The organism is Buchnera aphidicola (Rhopalosiphum maidis), from assembly GCF_003671935.1.
GTDB classification, from domain to species: Bacteria; Pseudomonadota; Gammaproteobacteria; order Enterobacterales; family Enterobacteriaceae; genus Buchnera; species Buchnera aphidicola_AL.
The window spans coordinates 185,186-201,892 of sequence record NZ_CP032759.1 but is presented as its reverse complement, the minus strand read 5'-3'; the positions used below and the strand labels follow the sequence as shown (position 1 = coordinate 201,892).

The following is a 16,707-nucleotide window of genomic DNA, read 5'->3' as shown; positions in this document are numbered from 1 at the left end:
TTAATAAATAAATTTTTTTTAAAACATATTCTTACCATATTTCATGTCAGATAATAAAAAATGTTTTGCAATAGTTTGTCCTATATCAGAAAAAGTATCTCGATGACCTAAAAATTTTATTTTTTTACCTGGAGAATATATTAATATAGGAATATTTTCTCTGGTATGATCTGTTCCTTTCCATGTAGGATCACATCCGTGATCAGCAGTTACAATAAATAAATCCTGCTCTTTAACCAAATTAATCATTTTAGATAGTTGACTGTCAAAAAACTCTAATCCTTTAGCGTATCCTGAAACGTCACGACGATGCCCCCACACAGAATCAAAATCTACAAAATTTGTAAATACAACAGTATTGTTTTTTGCTAATTTCATCTGATCAATAGTATTACTACATAATTCATGTAAACCAGTAGATTTAATTTTTTTACTTATCCCGACACCTGCATAAATATCTGAAATTTTTCCTATCGCAATTACTGTACCTTTCTTTTCTTGTATTAATTTTTCCATGAAAGTGATAGAAGGAGGTTTCATTGAAATATCATGTCTATTTCCAGTTCTATTAAAATTTAACTTATTAGTTCCAATAAAAGGTCTCGCTATGACACGCGCTACTGTATATTTGTTTCGATCAAGTATCTCACGAACAGTTTCACATATTTTGTATAAATTTGATAAACCAAATTTAGTTTCATGACATGCTATTTGAAATACAGAATCAGATGAAGTATAAAAAATAGGTTTTCCTGTTTTAACGTGTTCTTCACCTAAATTTTTTATTATTTCTGTACCTGATGCATGACAATTACCAAGAATACCAGGTAATTTTAATTTTCTTATTATTTTCTGAACTAATGATAAAGGGAAAGAATTATTTTTTTCTGTAAAATAATACCAATCTTTTAAAAAAGGGGCTCCAGCAATTTCCCAGTGTCCAGAAGTGGTATCTTTTCCAGAAGAAATCTCACTGGCATAACTATAACTAGCAATAATATTAGCATCTTCTTTTTGAGTAAATCCTAATGGATATTTTCCTGTAGAAGATTGATATGATTTAACTATCCCTAGTTTAACTAAATTAGGAATATATAGAGAACCTTTTCTTCCTATATTTGCTTTGTTCAAAAAGCATTGCTCTGCTATATGTCCAAACGTATCTGCTCCAACATCATTAAATTTATGTGCGTCAAGACTTGAACCTATTCCTAAAGAATCTAAAACCATTAAAAAAACGCGTTTCATCGTAAATACCTAAAATTAGTAAAATATATCTACTGTTCTCTTGTTTTGTCAAAAAAAATATTTTTATAAACATTTTTTATTATATCTAAATTTGCTTTATTTGGCGCTAAATATATTAGCTGATCAGAACCATCTAATGCTAGATAAGATTTATTTTTATTTATAAAATCAGAAATCTCTTTTTTGTTTTTTGATCTAATCCAACGTGCAAGAGCAATGTTTGCTATTTTATAAATTGCATCTATTTGATATTCAACTTTCAAACGTTCAATGACAACATCAAATTGCAATATTCCAATAGCACCTAAAATTAGACTATTATTAATCATAGGACGAAAAACTTGTATCGCGCCTTCTTCTGATAATTGAAATAAACCTTTTTTTAGTTTTTTTTGCTGTAGTGGATTTCTTAAAAAAATACGACGGAATACTTCTGGAGCAAAACTTGGGATTCCAGTAAACTTAATTTCTTCTCCTTCTGTAAAAGTATCTCCAATTTTTATTGTTCCATGATTATGTATTCCTATTACATCTCCAGGATAAGCTTGTTCTATAGAAAATCTGTCTCCAGCCAAAAAAGAAAATGCATCAGAAATAACAATATTTTTTTTTATTCGTACATGCTTTAGTTTTATACCTTTTTTATACTGTCCAGAAACAATTCTCATAAAAGCTATGCGATCACGATGTTTTAAATCCATGTTTGCTTGGATTTTAAATATAAAACCTGTAAATTTTTTTTCTTCAGGTTCAACTTTTCTTATATTACTAAAGCGATAAACAGGAGAAGGAGCACATTTTATTAAACTTTCTAATACGTGATCAATACCAAAATTATTTAATGCACTACCAAAAAAACAGGAGTTATATTACCTGATAAAAAATTTTTTTTACTAAATCGTGGATATACACAAGTAACTAATTTTAATTCTTCATGCAATTGTTTATATAAATCTATACCAATATATTTTTTTAAAGAGGATTCATTAAGAAGAGAAGAAAAAGAATTAGAATGAAAAAGATTGAGTTTTTTAATAGCATTTTTTTTATATAAATAAACTATTTTATCGTAAATATGATAAATACCTTTAAAGTTTTTCCCACAACTAATAGGCCAAGTGATTGGAATGCAGTTCAAATTTAACTCTTTTTCTATTTCATCTAAAATTTCTATTGCTTCACGACTATCACGATCTAATTTATTGATAAAAGTAATAATAGGAGTGTTATGTAAACGACTAACGTTCATTAACTTTTTTGTCCGATCTTCTATTCCTTTAGCAGCATCGATAACTAATAAACAACAATCAACTGCAGTAAGAATTCGATATGTATCTTCTGAAAAATCTTCATGACCAGGAGTGTCTAACAAATTCATTAAAATATTTTTATACGTAAATTGCATGACTGATGTAGTAACAGAAATTCCACGTTTTTTTTCAATATTCATCCAGTCTGATTTAGCATATTTTCCATTTCCTCTAGCTTTAATAGTACCAGAAGTACGAATTACTTTTCCAAGCAACAGCATTTTTTCTGTTACAGTTGTTTTACCAGCGTCAGGATGAGAAATAATAGCAAAAGTACGTCTTTTACTTAATTCTAATTGATGATTCATATCAAACATATATACTCATTTAAATTATTTTTTATAATTAAAAATTTTAGATATAAAAAAAATTGTTTTTTTAAAAATAAAAATTAGGGGTTTTTCTAAAAGTCTATGTCAGCTACCTTGATTTATTTAAAAAAAATAGTAATATTATACTAGATGTGATAAAAATGAATTAAATTGTATGTAATAATAAAAATATTCATAATTTCATTATGAAAAAAAAGAGTTTCTGCAATGAAAAAAAAATGTATATATATTGCATACACAGGCGGTACTATTGGAATGCAAAAATCAAAATGTGGGTATATTCCTATTTCTGGACATCTTCAAAAACAATTAATTAATATGCCAGAATTTCATAGCGTAGAAATTCCAAATTTTACTATTAAGGAATACAATCCATTAATTGATTCATCTAATATGACTCCAATAGAATGGCAAAAAATTGCAGACGACATTAAAAATAATTATCATAAATATGACGGGTTTATTATTCTTCATGGAACAGATACCATGGCGTACACCGCGTCAGCTTTATCATTTATATTAGAGAATTTAGAAAAACCAGTAATAATAACGGGATCGCAAATTCCTCTTTCAGAAATCCGATCAGATGGACGGCAAAATTTATTAAATTCATTATTAATGGCTGCAAACTATCCGATTAATGAAGTTACTTTATTTTTTAATCATAGATTATATAGAGGAAACAGAACAACTAAATCACATGCTGACGGTTTTGATGCTTTTTCTTCACCTAATTTAGGACCTTTATTAGAAGTAGGGATTAATATTCGATCTTTTTATAAAGAAAAATATAAAAAAAAAACAAAAGAACTAAAGGTATATCAAGTCAAACCACAACCTATTAGTATACTAACAATATATCCAGGAATATCTAAAGAAGTAATACAAAATTTTTTATTAAATCCCGTAAAAGCATTAATCTTATGCACTTACGGAATAGGAAATGCCCCTCAAAATAGAGATTTTTTAAAAGAATTAGACTTAGCTCAAAAAAAAAATATTATCGTAATAAATTTAACACAATGTACATCCGGACGCGTTAATATGAATGGTTATGCAACCGGTAATTCGCTTATAAAAGTCGGTGTCATTAGCGGATACGATTTAACAGTAGAGGCGGCGTTAACTAAATTACATTTTTTATTAAGTCAAAATCTTTCAATTGAAACAATTCGAATTCAAATGCAAAATAACTTACGGGGCGAATTAACACTAAATTAAGTAATTTTGATATAATTTTTAAAAAATATTTTTTTATAAAAATATTATTTAAAAAAAATTTAAAATTTTTAATAAAAAGAATGATTACCATGAAGATGATTAGTTTGATCAGTTACCTTCTTTATTTCAGGAAAGAAAGATAATATTTTTTTCTCTACTGTTTCTTTTAAGGTAGTTCCAATCATTGAGCATCCGTTACATCCCCCACTAAATTGTATAAAAACTGTCTTATTTTCAGAAATTTTAATTAAATTAACTTGCCCACCGTGAATTGATAATTGAGGGTTTATATTAGTATCTAAAAATTTTTCTATTCTTTCTTTTAAAGAATCTATTCTTGCTTTTAAAGAAGATACAGTATTCTTTAAAATATTTTGTTTAGCATATGGAGCTTTAAAAGTTAACTGTGCACCTAAATTATCAACCACAAGATCAATTTCAGAATTCTTTAAAAAAGAAATAATAGATTGATCGACATAAACAAAAAAATTATTATAATTTAATTTAATATCATTCTTTTCTACTTCATCTTTAGTACAATATGCTACACCGCATTCTGCATTTTGTGTACCTGGATTTATAATAAATACACGTATTTGAGTGTCAAAAGGTTCTTTTGATAAAAGTGATATAAAATGTTTTTGTGCTTTATCAGAAATATTAATCATAAATACTAGTTTAGTTAAGTTTTAATTATAACTAATTCTACTAATTTATTAAAATAAATACAAGAGTATTCTATTCTTAAAAAATTTTTTATTTAAAAAAATGAAAAATTTTTATTTAAGGAAAAAAAATGAAAAATTTTTATTTAAGGAAAAAAAATGAAAAATTTTTACTGGACAACTGTTGGAAATGGAAATATTAATGTTATTTTGTTGAATGGATGGGGATTTAATTCAAAAATATGGTTTTTTATTGTAAATAAACTTAATAGCAAATTTAAATTTCATATAATTGATTTACCTGGAATGGGACTTAATAAACATTTATTTCCACTTAAAATCGATGAAATAACTGAAGTTTTATATCATTATATGCCTAAAAATGCTGTTTGGTTGGGATGGTCTATAGGTGGATTGGTTGCGAATAAATTCGCATCGTTGTATCCAGAAAATATTTTAGGCATAATAAATGTAGCTTCTTCTCCGTGTTTTATAAAAAAAAAAATGGCCAGGAATAGAAGAAAAAAAAATATACCATTTTTATAATGATTTAAAAAAAAATTATCATAATACAATAAATAACTTTTTGTTTTTACAAACAATGAAATCAAAAGAAAATTTAGAAGATTTAAAAAAATTAAAAAAAATAATATCCTATGAAGAAAAACCAAGTAAAAAATTTTTAAAAAATGGATTAGAAATAATTCTTACAACTGATTTAAGGCTAGAAAAAAATATTCTTAAAATACCTTTATTGCGGATATACGGTTCATTAGATAGCTTAGTTCCAAAAAAAATATCCAAAATACTCGATAAAAAATGGCCTGAAAGCATTTCTATTATTATAGAAAAAGCTGCTCATATCCCATTTATTTCACATAAAGAAAAATTTTGTTCTATTTTATTAGAATTTATAAAAAAATTTAATTAAAAGATATACAGCCCCTAAAAAAATTGGGGCTATAAATTTTATATTTCTAAAAAGGAATTTCATCATCAAAATCTATTTCTGAAGAATCTATTTGTTCTTTATTTAATTTATACTTTTCTATATTTTTTGGAGAATTATTTGTTTCTGTTTTTTTTGTTTTTAAAATATTATTATTATCATTTAATACAACATTATGAGAATTTGAATTACGATTTCCTAACATTTGCATTGTACCGCCAATGTTCACTATGACTTCTGTTGTATAACGTTCTAGACCATTTTGGTCCTGCCATTTTCTAGTTTGAAGAGATCCTTCAATATATACTTGAGAACCTTTTCTCAAATATTCTCCAGCAATTTCAGCTAATTTTCCAAATAATACTATTCTATGCCATTCTGTTTTCTCTTTATTTTCGCCAGTATTTTTATCTTTCCAATTCTCTGAAGTTGCAAGTGTCATATTTACTACTGCATTACCATTCGGCATATAACGAACTTCAGGATCTTGGCCTAAATGACCAATTAATATTACTTTATTTACACCTCTACTTGCCATAATAAAAACTCCATTTTTTAACTTTAAAAAAATTAAGTACCTTTTTAAATAGAATTTTTAATTATTTGTAATAAAAATACATCATGAATAAGTAATTTAATACAATTAAACTTGTAAAAAACGATATATTAATAGTGATTGAGATATTAAAAATAATAAAAATTTTTTAATAATTATTTTTTACAAAAAATTTTAAAGTGTTTTTAAAAAATAAAAGAATACAATTTTTTTATATATTTATATTACATTATAACTATTAAAAACTAAAATTATAGATCATAATTTACATTTTTTAAAAAATTAAATCATATTTTTTCTTTATTGATGTATTATTTTAAATAATTATAAATTTTTAAATAAAAAATTATATAAAAATAACATCATAAGTATTAATTTTTTATTTTATACATTTTTATATAAAAACTGTCAAAATATAGTAAAGATTAATTTTAACATTGTTTAGTATATCAAAAAGATATTCCCCCTAAAAATATACTCCCCTAATAAAATTAGAATATAATTTTCAAATAATCAATAAAATATCTTAGTATTTACTTTTTTTGAAAAAATTAATTAGATATTTAAAAATAAAAACAAAAACTTTTTCAAATGATTAATTTATTAAAAATAAGATAAAAAACTGAATTAGATTAGTGAATAAATAATCTATTATTTAGAATACTATAATATAATTTTACAATTATTTACTAAATAATGGTATATCCAATATATATGGCAAAAAATAAATCATATTTACATCAAATTAACAGATTAAAGATTCCACCACATTCATTAGAAGCAGAACAATCAGTATTAGGTGGATTAATGTTAGATAACGAACAATGGGATTCAGTATCAGAGCATGTAGTAGCTGATGATTTTTTTAGTAAACCACATCGTTTAATATTTCAAGAAATGCAACAATTATTAGATTTAGGACATCCTATTGATTTAATTACACTATCAGAATCTTTGGAACAAAAAGGAAAATTAGAAAGCGTAGGTAGATTTTCGTATTTAGCTGAATTATCTAAAAATACTCCTAGTACAGCAAATATTACTGCATACGCTGATATAATACGAGAAAGAGCAATAGTAAGAGAAATGATATTAGTAGCTAATAAAATAGCAAATGCAGGATATGATACGCAAGGACGTAAAAGCGAAGAATTATTAGACTATGCAGAATCTAGTGTTTTTAAAATTGCTGAAAAACGTTTTAAAAAAGATTCAGGGCCAAAAAATATTGAACAAATCCTTGATGAAACTGTTACTAGTATTGAAAAGTTATTTTTATCTCCTAATGACGGAGTAACAGGAATAAATACAGGATATCAAGATTTAAACAAAAAAACATCAGGTTTACAACCTTCAGAGCTTATCATTATTGCAGCAAGACCTTCAATGGGTAAAACAACTTTTGCAATGAATTTATGTGAAAACGCTGCTATGTTATATGATAAACCAGTATTGATTTTTAGTTTAGAAATGCCTGGAGAACAAATCATGATGCGTATGCTAGCATCATTGTCTAGAGTAAATCAAGCACGTATTCGAACTGGACAATTAAATGATGAAGATTGGTCTCGTATGTCTGGTACAATTAATGTTTTACTTAAAAAAAAGAATATTTATATAGATGATTCTTCAGCTCTTACTCCTAGTGAAGTTCGTTCTAGAGCACGTCGTATTTATCGTGAAAATAATGGATTAACTTTAATAATGGTGGATTATTTGCAATTAATGAGAGTTCCATCTCTTTCTGATAATCGAACTCTTGAAATAGCTGAAATTTCCAGAACTTTAAAAGCACTAGCAAAGGAACTACAGGTACCAGTAATAGCACTGTCGCAGTTAAATCGTTCTCTAGAGCAAAGATCAGATAAAAGACCAGTAAATTCAGATTTACGTGAATCTGGTTCTCTAGAGCAAGATGCAGATTTAATAATGTTTATATATCGTGACGAAATATATCATGAAAATAGTGATTTTAAAGGTGTTGCAGAAATTATAATAGGAAAACAAAGAAATGGACCGATTGGAACAATATGTTTAACATTTAATGGACATTGGTCTAGATTTGACAATTATTGTGGTCCTAAATATGATTAAATAAAATAATAATTTTAGATTAAAGAATCTAAAACTTATTCATATAAATAAATCTTTAAGTATTCATACTTAACCAATAAAAAAAATAAATTTATATTATTTTTATAAAAATTACTTAATTAATGACTGAGTTATAACATATGCGAAAAAAACCGAATTTAAAAATTGGAATAGTAATGGATCCTATTACATCAATTAACATTAAAAAAGACTCAAGTTTTGCTATATTACTAGAAGTTCAAAAAAGAAAGCATGAAATTTATTATATGGAAATGAATGATCTTTATTTAAGAAAAGGTAAATCATATGCAACAGCATACTTAACAGAAGTTCAAAAAAACAAAAATAATTATTTTAAATTTGTTCAAAAAAAAGATATTTCATTAAATGAATTAGATGCTATTCTAATGCGCAAAGATCCTCCATTTAATACTGAATTTATTTATGCAACGTATATTCTTGAACGTGCAGAAGAAAAAGGTGTATTAGTTATTAATCGACCAAAAAGTTTAAGAGACTGCAACGAAAAAATATTTATATCATGGTTTTCTCAATTTACTACAGATACATTAGTTACAAGAAAATTGTCTAAAATATACAATTTTTGGAAAGAAAAAAAGGATATAATATTAAAACCCTTAGATGAAATGGGCGGAAAAAACATTTTTCGCATTAAAAAAAATGATCCTAATTTTTCAGTTATTGTAGAATCACTTACAAATTATGAAAAAAAATATTGTATGGTTCAAACTTATTTACCAGAAATAAAACTCGGTGACAAAAGAATTTTGATTATAAATGGAAAACCTATACCTTGGTCTTTAACACGTATTCCAAAATACGGAGAAACAAGAGCAAACTTAGCTGTTGGAGGGGAGGGAAAGGTACAAAAACTTAGCGATAAAGATTGGGAAATAGCTAATTATTTAGCTCCCATTTTAAAAAGAAAAGGATTAATTCTTGTTGGATTAGATGTAATAGGTGATAAATTGACAGAAATCAATGTTACAAGTCCAACATGTATTTGTGAAATTGAAGAAAAGAAAAAAATTTCTATTACAAGTATTTTACTTGATTATATTGAAAAAGAAATATACACATAGAGCTCGTAAAATGATAGTAATAGCTTTTGATTTCGGTTTAAAAAACATTGGAGTAGCAGTTGGAGAAAACCTTCTTAAAAAAGGAAGAGCTTTAAATAAACTATCTGCAAAAAACGGATCACCAAATTGGAATAACATAAAAGATTTATTAAAAATATGGAAACCTAAATATTTAGTTGTAGGACTTCCGTTAAATATAGATGGTACTAAACAAGATATGACAAAAAAAGCAGAAAAATTTGCTTATTTATTAAAATGTAAATTTAATATTTTTGTTGATTTACATGATGAACGTTTAAGTACTAAAGAAGCTAGATCGTTAACATTTAATAAAAATGGTTTTAAAGCATTAAAAAAAGAAAAAATACATTCTATTGCTGCTGTAGTTATATTAGAAAGTTGGTTTAATAAGAATTTATATTAATTATTTAATAATTTTAAAGAAAATAAAAAATGAATAACATTGATATAAACATTCAAACAATTAATAAAAAAATTAAAGAATTTTTAAAGAAAAAAAATAATCCTTTAAAAAAAATAACAATAATCGCCGTGAGTAAAAACCAAAATATTGATAAAATAAAACTAGCAATATCATCTGGAATAAACGAATTCGGCGAAAATTATGTTCAAGAAGGAATTAATAAAATTCAAAAATTAAAAAAACATAACAATCTTATTTGGCATTTCATTGGAAAGGTACAGTCAAATAAGACAAAACTTATTGCAAAAAATTTTGATTGGTGTCAAACCATAGATCGCGAAAAAATTGCAATTTTACTTAATAAATATAGAAAAAAAAATTTATTTCCTATGAATGTTTTAATGCAAATAAATATCTCTAATGAAACAAATAAAAATGGTGTATGCATAAAAAATTATAAAAAATTAGCAAAAATTATTTCTTTAATGCCTAATTTAAATTTTCGAGGAATTATGATTATGCCTTCAACAAAAAAAGAAATCATAAAAAAATATGATAATTATAAAAAAGGAAGTATAATTTTTCATGAATTAAAAAAAAAATATCAATCAATTGATACTTTATCATTAGGTACAAGTTTTGATATAGAACAATCTTTGCTTTTTCAAAGCAATATGATAAGAATCGGACGTTCTATCTTTAAAAATAAAATGATTTAACACATTAAAAATTTATTAAAATATTTAAAATACTACTATGTTTAAACTTCCACCTATAAGCTTATATATTCATATTCCTTGGTGTCTAAAAAAATGTGGATATTGTGATTTTTATTCGTATGTCAGTAAAAGTTCTATTCCAGAAAAAAAATACATTGAACATTTATTAAAAGATTTAGAAAAAGATTTAAATTTAATAAATGGAAGAGTAATAAATAGTATTTTCATTGGCGGTGGGACACCTAGTTTACTAAAAAGTAGTTCAATAGAAAAATTACTAAAAGAAATTAAAAAAAGAATAAATATTTCTAATACGGCAGAGATTACAATAGAAGCAAATCCAACAACATTAGAATACAAACGTTTTTTTAATTATAAAAAAGCAGGTGTTAATCGTTTTTCTATAGGTGTGCAAACATTTAACTCGAATTTTTTAAAAAAAATAGAACGCACGTATAATAAAGAAGAAGCAATTTTAGCAATAGAAGAAATTAGAAAAATAAACAAAAATTTTAATCTAGACATTATGTATGGATTGCCAAATCAATCTTTACAAGACGTATTGTCAGATTTAAAATATGCTGTCAAATATAGTCCGACACATATATCATGGTATCAATTAACTATAGAACCTAATACTCTTTTTTATATAAAAAAATTAAATTTACCTAATGAAAATATTATTTTTAAAATGTCAATTGAAGGAGATAAGTTTTTAAAAAAATCAGGGTATAAAAAATATGAAATATCTTCATATTCAAAATTAAACTATGAATGTAAACATAATCTTAACTACTGGAATTTTGGAGATTATATAGGAATAGGTTGTAGTGCTCACGGTAAAATAACTCAAATAAATGGAGATATTATCAGAACTATAAAAAATAAAAACATAAATGATTTTATAAACGGAAAATACTTAAATTATAAAAATATTATTTTAAAAAAAGAAAAACCTTTAGAATATTTCATGAACGTTTTTAGACTTTATAAACCTGTTTTAAAAAAACAATTCCAAGAAAGAACTAATATTGATGAAAGTTATATAAAAGAAAAAATAAAAAAAGCTATAGAAAAAGGATATATAAAAGATCAAATTAATTTTTGGAATACAACACATAAAGGAAAAACATTTCTTAATTCACTATTAAAAATTTTTTTAAATTAAAAATATTTATTTTTTTGATTGCAATACTAAATCAAATATTTTATTTCCTAATAATTTAGCTTTTTTCTCAAATTTTGTTACTAAACGAAATTTAGATTGTTCAAAAAGTATTCTTTTTTTTGATAAATGTGTATAATGATCAATATTTTTTATTAAATTTAATATAAAAAAATTATATTCTTCTGAGTCAGTAACAATATGTAAAATGCCACCAGTATTTAATTTTTTTAAAATTTTTCTTAGAAACAAATCTTGTATAATCCTTCTTTTATGATGTCTTTTTTTATTCCATGGATCCGGAAAAAAAATTTGTACTCGTGATAAGGTATGATCTAAAATCATTTTATCTATTACTTCAATCGCATCATGATATATAATTTTTAAATTGTTAATTTTAGAAAAATGAGCTAAACGTAAACAAGATCCTACTCCTGATTTGTAAACTTCTATTCCTAAAAAATTTTTATCTGGACAATTAATAGCAGTTTTAACTAAAGAGCTACCTGATCCAAAACCGATTTCTAAGATGACAGGAGCGTTATTTTGAAAAATAGACGTAAAATTCAATGGTGCTAATTTAAAATTAATACCAATCGATCGCCAATATTTTTCGATTGCTCTTAATTGAGCTCTAGTTATTCGACCTTGTCGACAAACAAAACTACGATTTTGACGTAAAAAAGTGCCATTGCAATTATATTGAGGTGTGATAATATTATTTTTCATATTTAATTGTAATTTTTTTTAATGAAACAAAAAATGTTAAAATTCATTAGAATTTAATTCTTTTTTAAATAAATCGCGATTACTTTTTAAAAAGTAAAAAATCCTATAAAAATGACAAAATATTTTTTTTCACAATTAATTCTTAATTGGTATCATATACATGGAAGAAAAAACCTTCCATGGAATAAAAATAAAACTTTATATAAAGTTTGGATATCAGAAATAATGTTACAACAAACAACTGTAAAAACGGTAATTCCTTATTTTAAAAATTTTATGTCAAAATTTCCAAACATACAATCTTTAAATAATAGTAAATTAGATGATATTTTATATTTATGGAGTGGACTTGGATACTATAAAAGAGCTGAAAATATTCATAGAACAGCAAAAATTATTAAGGAAGAATACCAAGGACAATTTCCAACACAATTTTTAGACTTAATAAAACTACCAGGAATTGGAAGATCTACAGCAGGTGCTATTTTATCTTTGTCATTAAATTATTTTTTTCCTATTTTAGAAGGAAATGTAAAAAGAATTTTAATGAGATATTACGGTATAATTGGATATTTAACAGAAAAAAAAATAGAAAAAAAATTATGGTATTTAATCGAATTAATTACTCCGATTAACAATACGGGTAGTTTTAATCAAGGTATAATGGATGTGGGTGCATTAATTTGTACTCCTAAAAACCCAAAATGCAACTTTTGCCCGTTAAAAAAAAAATGCATAGCTTATAAAGAACAAAATTGGATTAAATATCCTTTAAAAAAAAATAAAAAAATAAAATTAGAAAAAAAATCTTGGTTTGTTGTTATTAAGTATAAAAATAAATTTTGGATAGAAAAAAACATCGAAAAAAAAATTTGGAAGAATTTATTTTGTTTTCCAAATTTTGATACAGAAATTAAAAGCATAGAATGGTTAAAAAAAAATAAAATAAATTTAGGTCAAGAAAATAAAAAAATTAAATCTTTTTATCATCAATTTAGTCATTTTAAACTGCATATTATTCCAATTTTAGTAAATTTATCTTCTTACAAGAATATTTATGATACTAAAAAAACAGGAATTTGGTATGATTTACACAATCCTGATGACGTAGGTCTTCCTAAACCAGTTCAGAAAATATTAAAAATATTTAAATAGTTTTTTAATAAGGTTATAAAAAAAATGAGTCGTATAATTTTTTGTGCGTTTTTACAAAAAGAATCTGAAGGTCAAGATTATGCTCCTTATCCAGGCGAATTAGGAAAAAAAATATATGATACAATATCTAAAATAGCTTGGAAAGAGTGGAAATTACAACAAACTAAATTAATTAACGAAGAAAAACTGAATATGTTTAATCCAAACGATAGAAAAAAAATAGAAGATTATATGAAATTATTTTTATTTAAAAACGAATAAATATATTTTTCTATATTCATTTAAATCATTAATACAATTTCTAATAATATTATTAGCGTAAAAAAAGTGCTTATAATCGATTCTGGCATCGGTGGACTATCTGTATTAAATAATATAAAAAAAAATTTTCCTAATATAAATTATATTTATATGTTGGATAATGAAGGCTTCCCTTATGGGAAAAAGAAAAAAAAGTTTCTTATAGAAAGAAGTATCAAAATAATTAATATAATAAAAGAAATTTATCCAATTAAGATGGTAATAATAGCGTGCAATACAATCAGCACAATATCTTTACCTATTTTAAGAAAAACGTTTAATATTCCTATTATTGGAATCTTACCTATATTTAAACCTGCTATTGAAATAACAAAAAATAAAACTATTGGTTTAATAGCCACTCGAGCTACAGTTAATAGTTCGTATATAAAAAAAAATATATATAAATATTCTTTTCAAAAAACTATAAAAGTAATCGCTACAAATGAACTAGCAATAATTGCTGAAAAAAAGTTTAGAAAAATATTTATTTCAAATGTAAAATTAAGAGAAATTTTTCAATCATGGACTGTTCTTTCAAGACAACCTGATACTATTATTCTTGGATGTACTCACTTTTCTTTTCTAAAAAAAGAGATCCAAAAAATATTTTACAAACCTATTAACTTTATAGATTCAGGAGAAACAATTGTCAACAAAATTAAAAAATATTCTTATCAAAAAAAAAAAAAAAAAATATTCTTTTATGCTCTAAATACGAAAAAAAAATACAACAACTATTATTTTTTTTAAAAAAATACAACTTTAAAAAAATTCGAGAAATTAATTTAAATTAAAATATTTAAAAAATATTTTTTTATATTTTTCAAAGACATATTTTAATAAATTAGATAACAAATTAATTTTTTTTATATCATAAGAGTAAACTTTTAAAAGAGATTCAATTTTATCTATGTATCCCGTTAAAAAAAATGAGTTTAAAGTTTCTAAACAGTAACAAAGCCATTCTTTTTTTTCACTTTTATTTAATATATGAAAAAAATTACGAGCTTTATAACGAAAAAATAATTCTTTTAAACGTGCATCTTTGAAATTTAACTGCATGTTTTTTAAACAATTTGGTTTAGTTAGACTTATCATTTTTATTAAACTTTTATCATAAAAACTAAAAAAAGAATCATAAATTCGTAAATCTACATTTAAAGAATCATTATTTTTCTTTTTTTTTAATAAAACATTTTTAATAAAATGAATTATAAAATAATTTTTTTTTACTAAATTTATTTTTTTATCGTACAAAGATGTTTTAAAGTTTAATCGGGTTCTATCTTCCTCTCTAATTGACTTCATAGGTGCTAAAATAGGACAACGATTAAAATATATTAATACTATTCCTAAATCAAATAGATTTTTAATTGAAATATTATCAATAGATACTGTCTTGCAAAAAAAAATTAGTTTTTCAATATCTTTAAATAAATCAATTGCAACTAATATGTTTTTATTATCTTCATCCCAAGATAAAGGTAATATACAACTCATATTATTACGTAAAATACCAAAATAGCTAGAAATATATATCATTGGTGCCCAATTTTTTAAATCAATCAAATTGTATAATTCATTTTTTTTCCTGTATTTGAAAAAAAAATTAAATAATTTCGGTTGTTTTCTTTTTATTAATTTTGCCAATTCAATAGTAGCATATACATCTGATGTAGCATCATGAACGTTACAATGTGGTATATTGTTTATTTTGGTTAAATCTGAAAGTTTAAAAACAGGTAATCCAAGTTCATTTTTAGGCCATTTGATACCACTTGGTCTTAAAGAATAACATGCTCTAACAATGTTTAACAAATCCCAGCGAGAATTGTTGTTTTTCCAACTCCATTCATAAGGATCTAAAAAATTACGATAAAATATATTTCTTGTGATTTCATCATCAAAATTAATGTTATTATAGCCTATTACACAAGTATGCGGTTTTAGAAGAATAGTATGTATTTTTTTAGAAAATTCATACTCATTCATACCATTTTTCTCTGTATATTCAGGAGTAATTCCCGTAATTAAAATTGAAGAAGGATCGGGTAAATAATCATCTGATGGGAAACAATAAAAAGATTTTGGTTTTTCAATAATATTCAAATTTTCGTCCGTTTTAATTGAAGAAAATTGAGCTGGTTTATCTAAAGATGTATGCGTTCCAAAAGTTTCATAATCATAAAATAAAAAATTTATTTTATTTTTTTTTAAAATATTTTTCATATTCTTTTATTTTTAATTTTAATAAATAAAAAGTATTAAACTCCTAAAAAATTATTAAAAAACATTAAATATAATTAAAAAAGGTTACTTAAATATAATGAACACGAAAAAAACATTTAAAAGCGTATTAGAATTTGTACATAAATTTAGAAGAAAAAATAAAATAAAAAGAGAGATGTCTGATATTGAAAAAAAAATTAGAGATAATCAAAAAAGAATACTATTACTTGACAATCTCAATCAATATATCACACCCGATATGAACTACGAAGAAATTAAAAAAATAATTTTTATGATGAAAAATGATTATGAAGATAGAATAGACGACTATGTTGTAAAAAATGCTGAACTTTCAAAGGAAAAAAGAAGTTTGTCAAAAGAATTAAAATTAATAGTTGATTAAAAGAAAATATTAAATTTTTTTCTCCCCTGACTGGGCTCGAACCAGTGACATACGGATTAACAGTCCGCCGTTCTACCAACTGAACTACAGAGGAATACAAAT

General features: G+C 24.1%; 17 protein-coding genes, 1 tRNA gene and 1 pseudogene. 12 read left to right on the top strand and 7 right to left on the bottom strand.

The window, feature by feature from the left end; translation table 11 throughout:
- Positions 1–18: 18 nt before the first annotated feature.
- Together D8S97_RS01015 and D8S97_RS01010 are read right to left on the bottom strand one after the other, a co-directional pair.
- Positions 19–1,248, bottom strand: coding sequence for a phosphopentomutase (locus tag D8S97_RS01015; RefSeq protein WP_158361054.1), 1,230 nt, complete (start codon positions 1,246–1,248; stop codon positions 19–21).
- A gap of 29 nt (positions 1,249–1,277) precedes the next feature.
- Positions 1,278–2,875 (bottom strand): annotated as a pseudogene (locus tag D8S97_RS01010) (peptide chain release factor 3).
- 222 nt (positions 2,876–3,097) lie between these two features.
- On the opposite strand from D8S97_RS01010, the gene ansA reads away from it, so the two are divergent.
- Entirely contained in the window at positions 3,098–4,111 is a 1,014-nt protein-coding gene (ansA, locus tag D8S97_RS01005; RefSeq protein ID WP_158361053.1) for an asparaginase, read from the top strand.
- Between the two features lie 68 nt (positions 4,112–4,179).
- Here ansA and D8S97_RS01000 read toward each other — a convergent pair whose 3' ends face one another.
- Positions 4,180–4,779 (bottom strand): NfuA family Fe-S biogenesis protein, encoded by a 600-nt coding sequence (locus D8S97_RS01000; protein WP_158361052.1) that lies wholly within the window; start codon positions 4,777–4,779, stop codon positions 4,180–4,182.
- A gap of 156 nt (positions 4,780–4,935) precedes the next feature.
- On the opposite strand from D8S97_RS01000, the gene D8S97_RS00995 reads away from it, so the two are divergent.
- Together D8S97_RS00995 and D8S97_RS00990 are read left to right on the top strand one after the other, a co-directional pair.
- Positions 4,936–5,322, top strand: a complete 387-nt coding sequence (locus tag D8S97_RS00995) for an alpha/beta fold hydrolase (RefSeq protein ID WP_158361051.1) — start codon at positions 4,936–4,938, stop codon at positions 5,320–5,322.
- A gap of 55 nt (positions 5,323–5,377) precedes the next feature.
- Positions 5,378–5,707, top strand: a complete 330-nt coding sequence (locus D8S97_RS00990) for an alpha/beta fold hydrolase (RefSeq protein WP_158361050.1) — start codon at positions 5,378–5,380, stop codon at positions 5,705–5,707.
- Between the two features lie 46 nt (positions 5,708–5,753).
- On the opposite strand, the gene D8S97_RS00985 is transcribed toward D8S97_RS00990, so the two are convergent.
- Positions 5,754–6,263 (bottom strand): single-stranded DNA-binding protein, encoded by a 510-nt coding sequence (locus tag D8S97_RS00985; RefSeq protein ID WP_158361049.1) that lies wholly within the window; start codon positions 6,261–6,263, stop codon positions 5,754–5,756.
- Between the two features lie 714 nt (positions 6,264–6,977).
- On the opposite strand from D8S97_RS00985, the gene dnaB reads away from it, so the two are divergent.
- The 5 genes from dnaB to hemW all read left to right on the top strand — a co-directional run bounded on the left by dnaB (position 6,978) and on the right by hemW (position 11,789).
- Positions 6,978–8,375 carry a replicative DNA helicase gene (gene dnaB, locus D8S97_RS00980; protein ID WP_158361048.1) on the top strand — a complete coding sequence of 466 codons (1,398 nt, stop codon included), beginning with the start codon at positions 6,978–6,980 and terminating at the stop codon, positions 8,373–8,375.
- A gap of 140 nt (positions 8,376–8,515) precedes the next feature.
- Complete coding sequence (gene gshB, locus D8S97_RS00975; RefSeq protein WP_158361047.1) at positions 8,516–9,478, top strand: glutathione synthase; 963 nt, start codon at positions 8,516–8,518, stop codon at positions 9,476–9,478.
- A 10-nt stretch (positions 9,479–9,488) separates the two neighbouring features.
- The gene (gene ruvX / locus D8S97_RS00970; RefSeq protein ID WP_158361046.1) at positions 9,489–9,902 is read left to right on the top strand and encodes a Holliday junction resolvase RuvX; all 414 of its coding nucleotides are present in this window, start codon (positions 9,489–9,491) and stop codon (positions 9,900–9,902) included.
- A gap of 29 nt (positions 9,903–9,931) precedes the next feature.
- A complete protein-coding gene (locus D8S97_RS00965) occupies positions 9,932–10,621 on the top strand; it encodes a YggS family pyridoxal phosphate-dependent enzyme (protein ID WP_158361045.1) in 690 nt (229 codons plus the stop codon).
- 37 nt (positions 10,622–10,658) lie between these two features.
- The gene (gene hemW, locus D8S97_RS00960) at positions 10,659–11,789 is read left to right on the top strand and encodes a radical SAM family heme chaperone HemW (protein WP_158361044.1); all 1,131 of its coding nucleotides are present in this window, start codon (positions 10,659–10,661) and stop codon (positions 11,787–11,789) included.
- Between the two features lie 6 nt (positions 11,790–11,795).
- On the opposite strand, the gene trmB is transcribed toward hemW, so the two are convergent.
- A complete protein-coding gene (gene trmB / locus D8S97_RS00955; protein WP_158361043.1) occupies positions 11,796–12,515 on the bottom strand; it encodes a tRNA (guanosine(46)-N7)-methyltransferase TrmB in 720 nt (239 codons plus the stop codon).
- 111 nt (positions 12,516–12,626) lie between these two features.
- Between trmB and mutY the strand changes: the two genes are divergently transcribed.
- The 3 genes from mutY to murI all read left to right on the top strand — a co-directional run bounded on the left by mutY (position 12,627) and on the right by murI (position 14,723).
- Positions 12,627–13,670, top strand: coding sequence for an A/G-specific adenine glycosylase (gene mutY / locus D8S97_RS00950; protein WP_186821881.1), 1,044 nt, complete (start codon positions 12,627–12,629; stop codon positions 13,668–13,670).
- Positions 13,671–13,694: 24 nt separating this feature from the next.
- Complete coding sequence (locus tag D8S97_RS03115; RefSeq protein ID WP_186821880.1) at positions 13,695–13,931, top strand: oxidative damage protection protein; 237 nt, start codon at positions 13,695–13,697, stop codon at positions 13,929–13,931.
- Positions 13,932–13,997: 66 nt separating this feature from the next.
- Complete coding sequence (gene murI, locus D8S97_RS00945; RefSeq protein WP_261789586.1) at positions 13,998–14,723, top strand: glutamate racemase; 726 nt, start codon at positions 13,998–14,000, stop codon at positions 14,721–14,723.
- A gap of 30 nt (positions 14,724–14,753) precedes the next feature.
- Here the strand turns inward: murI and sbcB are convergent, their stop codons facing one another.
- Positions 14,754–16,202, bottom strand: coding sequence for an exodeoxyribonuclease I (gene sbcB, locus D8S97_RS00940; RefSeq protein WP_158361042.1), 1,449 nt, complete (start codon positions 16,200–16,202; stop codon positions 14,754–14,756).
- A gap of 94 nt (positions 16,203–16,296) precedes the next feature.
- Here sbcB and D8S97_RS00935 point away from each other — a divergent pair, with 94 nt between their 5' ends.
- Positions 16,297–16,605, top strand: a complete 309-nt coding sequence (locus tag D8S97_RS00935; protein ID WP_158361041.1) for a DUF496 family protein — start codon at positions 16,297–16,299, stop codon at positions 16,603–16,605.
- Between the two features lie 21 nt (positions 16,606–16,626).
- On the opposite strand, the gene D8S97_RS00930 is transcribed toward D8S97_RS00935, so the two are convergent.
- A tRNA-Asn gene (locus tag D8S97_RS00930) sits at positions 16,627–16,699 on the bottom strand.
- Positions 16,700–16,707: the final 8 nt, after the last annotated feature.

Bases quoted from the DNA above. Each gene is read 5' to 3' on its own strand.
- gshB (WP_158361047.1), top strand. From the start codon at position 8,516: ATGCGAAAAAAACCGAATTTAAAAATTGGAATAGTAATGGATCCTATT.
- sbcB (WP_158361042.1), bottom strand. From the start codon at position 16,202: ATGAAAAATATTTTAAAAAAAAATAAAATAAATTTTTTATTTTATGAT.
- D8S97_RS00965 (WP_158361045.1), top strand. From the start codon at position 9,932: ATGAATAACATTGATATAAACATTCAAACAATTAATAAAAAAATTAAA.
- ruvX (WP_158361046.1), top strand. From the start codon at position 9,489: ATGATAGTAATAGCTTTTGATTTCGGTTTAAAAAACATTGGAGTAGCA.
- D8S97_RS01000 (WP_158361052.1), bottom strand. From the start codon at position 4,779: ATGATTAATATTTCTGATAAAGCACAAAAACATTTTATATCACTTTTA.
- hemW (WP_158361044.1), top strand. From the start codon at position 10,659: ATGTTTAAACTTCCACCTATAAGCTTATATATTCATATTCCTTGGTGT.
- D8S97_RS01015 (WP_158361054.1), bottom strand. From the start codon at position 1,248: ATGAAACGCGTTTTTTTAATGGTTTTAGATTCTTTAGGAATAGGTTCA.
- D8S97_RS00995 (WP_158361051.1), top strand. From the start codon at position 4,936: ATGAAAAATTTTTACTGGACAACTGTTGGAAATGGAAATATTAATGTT.
- ansA (WP_158361053.1), top strand. From the start codon at position 3,098: ATGAAAAAAAAATGTATATATATTGCATACACAGGCGGTACTATTGGA.
- D8S97_RS00990 (WP_158361050.1), top strand. From the start codon at position 5,378: ATGAAATCAAAAGAAAATTTAGAAGATTTAAAAAAATTAAAAAAAATA.
- dnaB (WP_158361048.1), top strand. From the start codon at position 6,978: ATGGTATATCCAATATATATGGCAAAAAATAAATCATATTTACATCAA.
- mutY (WP_186821881.1), top strand. From the start codon at position 12,627: ATGACAAAATATTTTTTTTCACAATTAATTCTTAATTGGTATCATATA.
- D8S97_RS00985 (WP_158361049.1), bottom strand. From the start codon at position 6,263: ATGGCAAGTAGAGGTGTAAATAAAGTAATATTAATTGGTCATTTAGGC.
- D8S97_RS03115 (WP_186821880.1), top strand. From the start codon at position 13,695: ATGAGTCGTATAATTTTTTGTGCGTTTTTACAAAAAGAATCTGAAGGT.
- trmB (WP_158361043.1), bottom strand. From the start codon at position 12,515: ATGAAAAATAATATTATCACACCTCAATATAATTGCAATGGCACTTTT.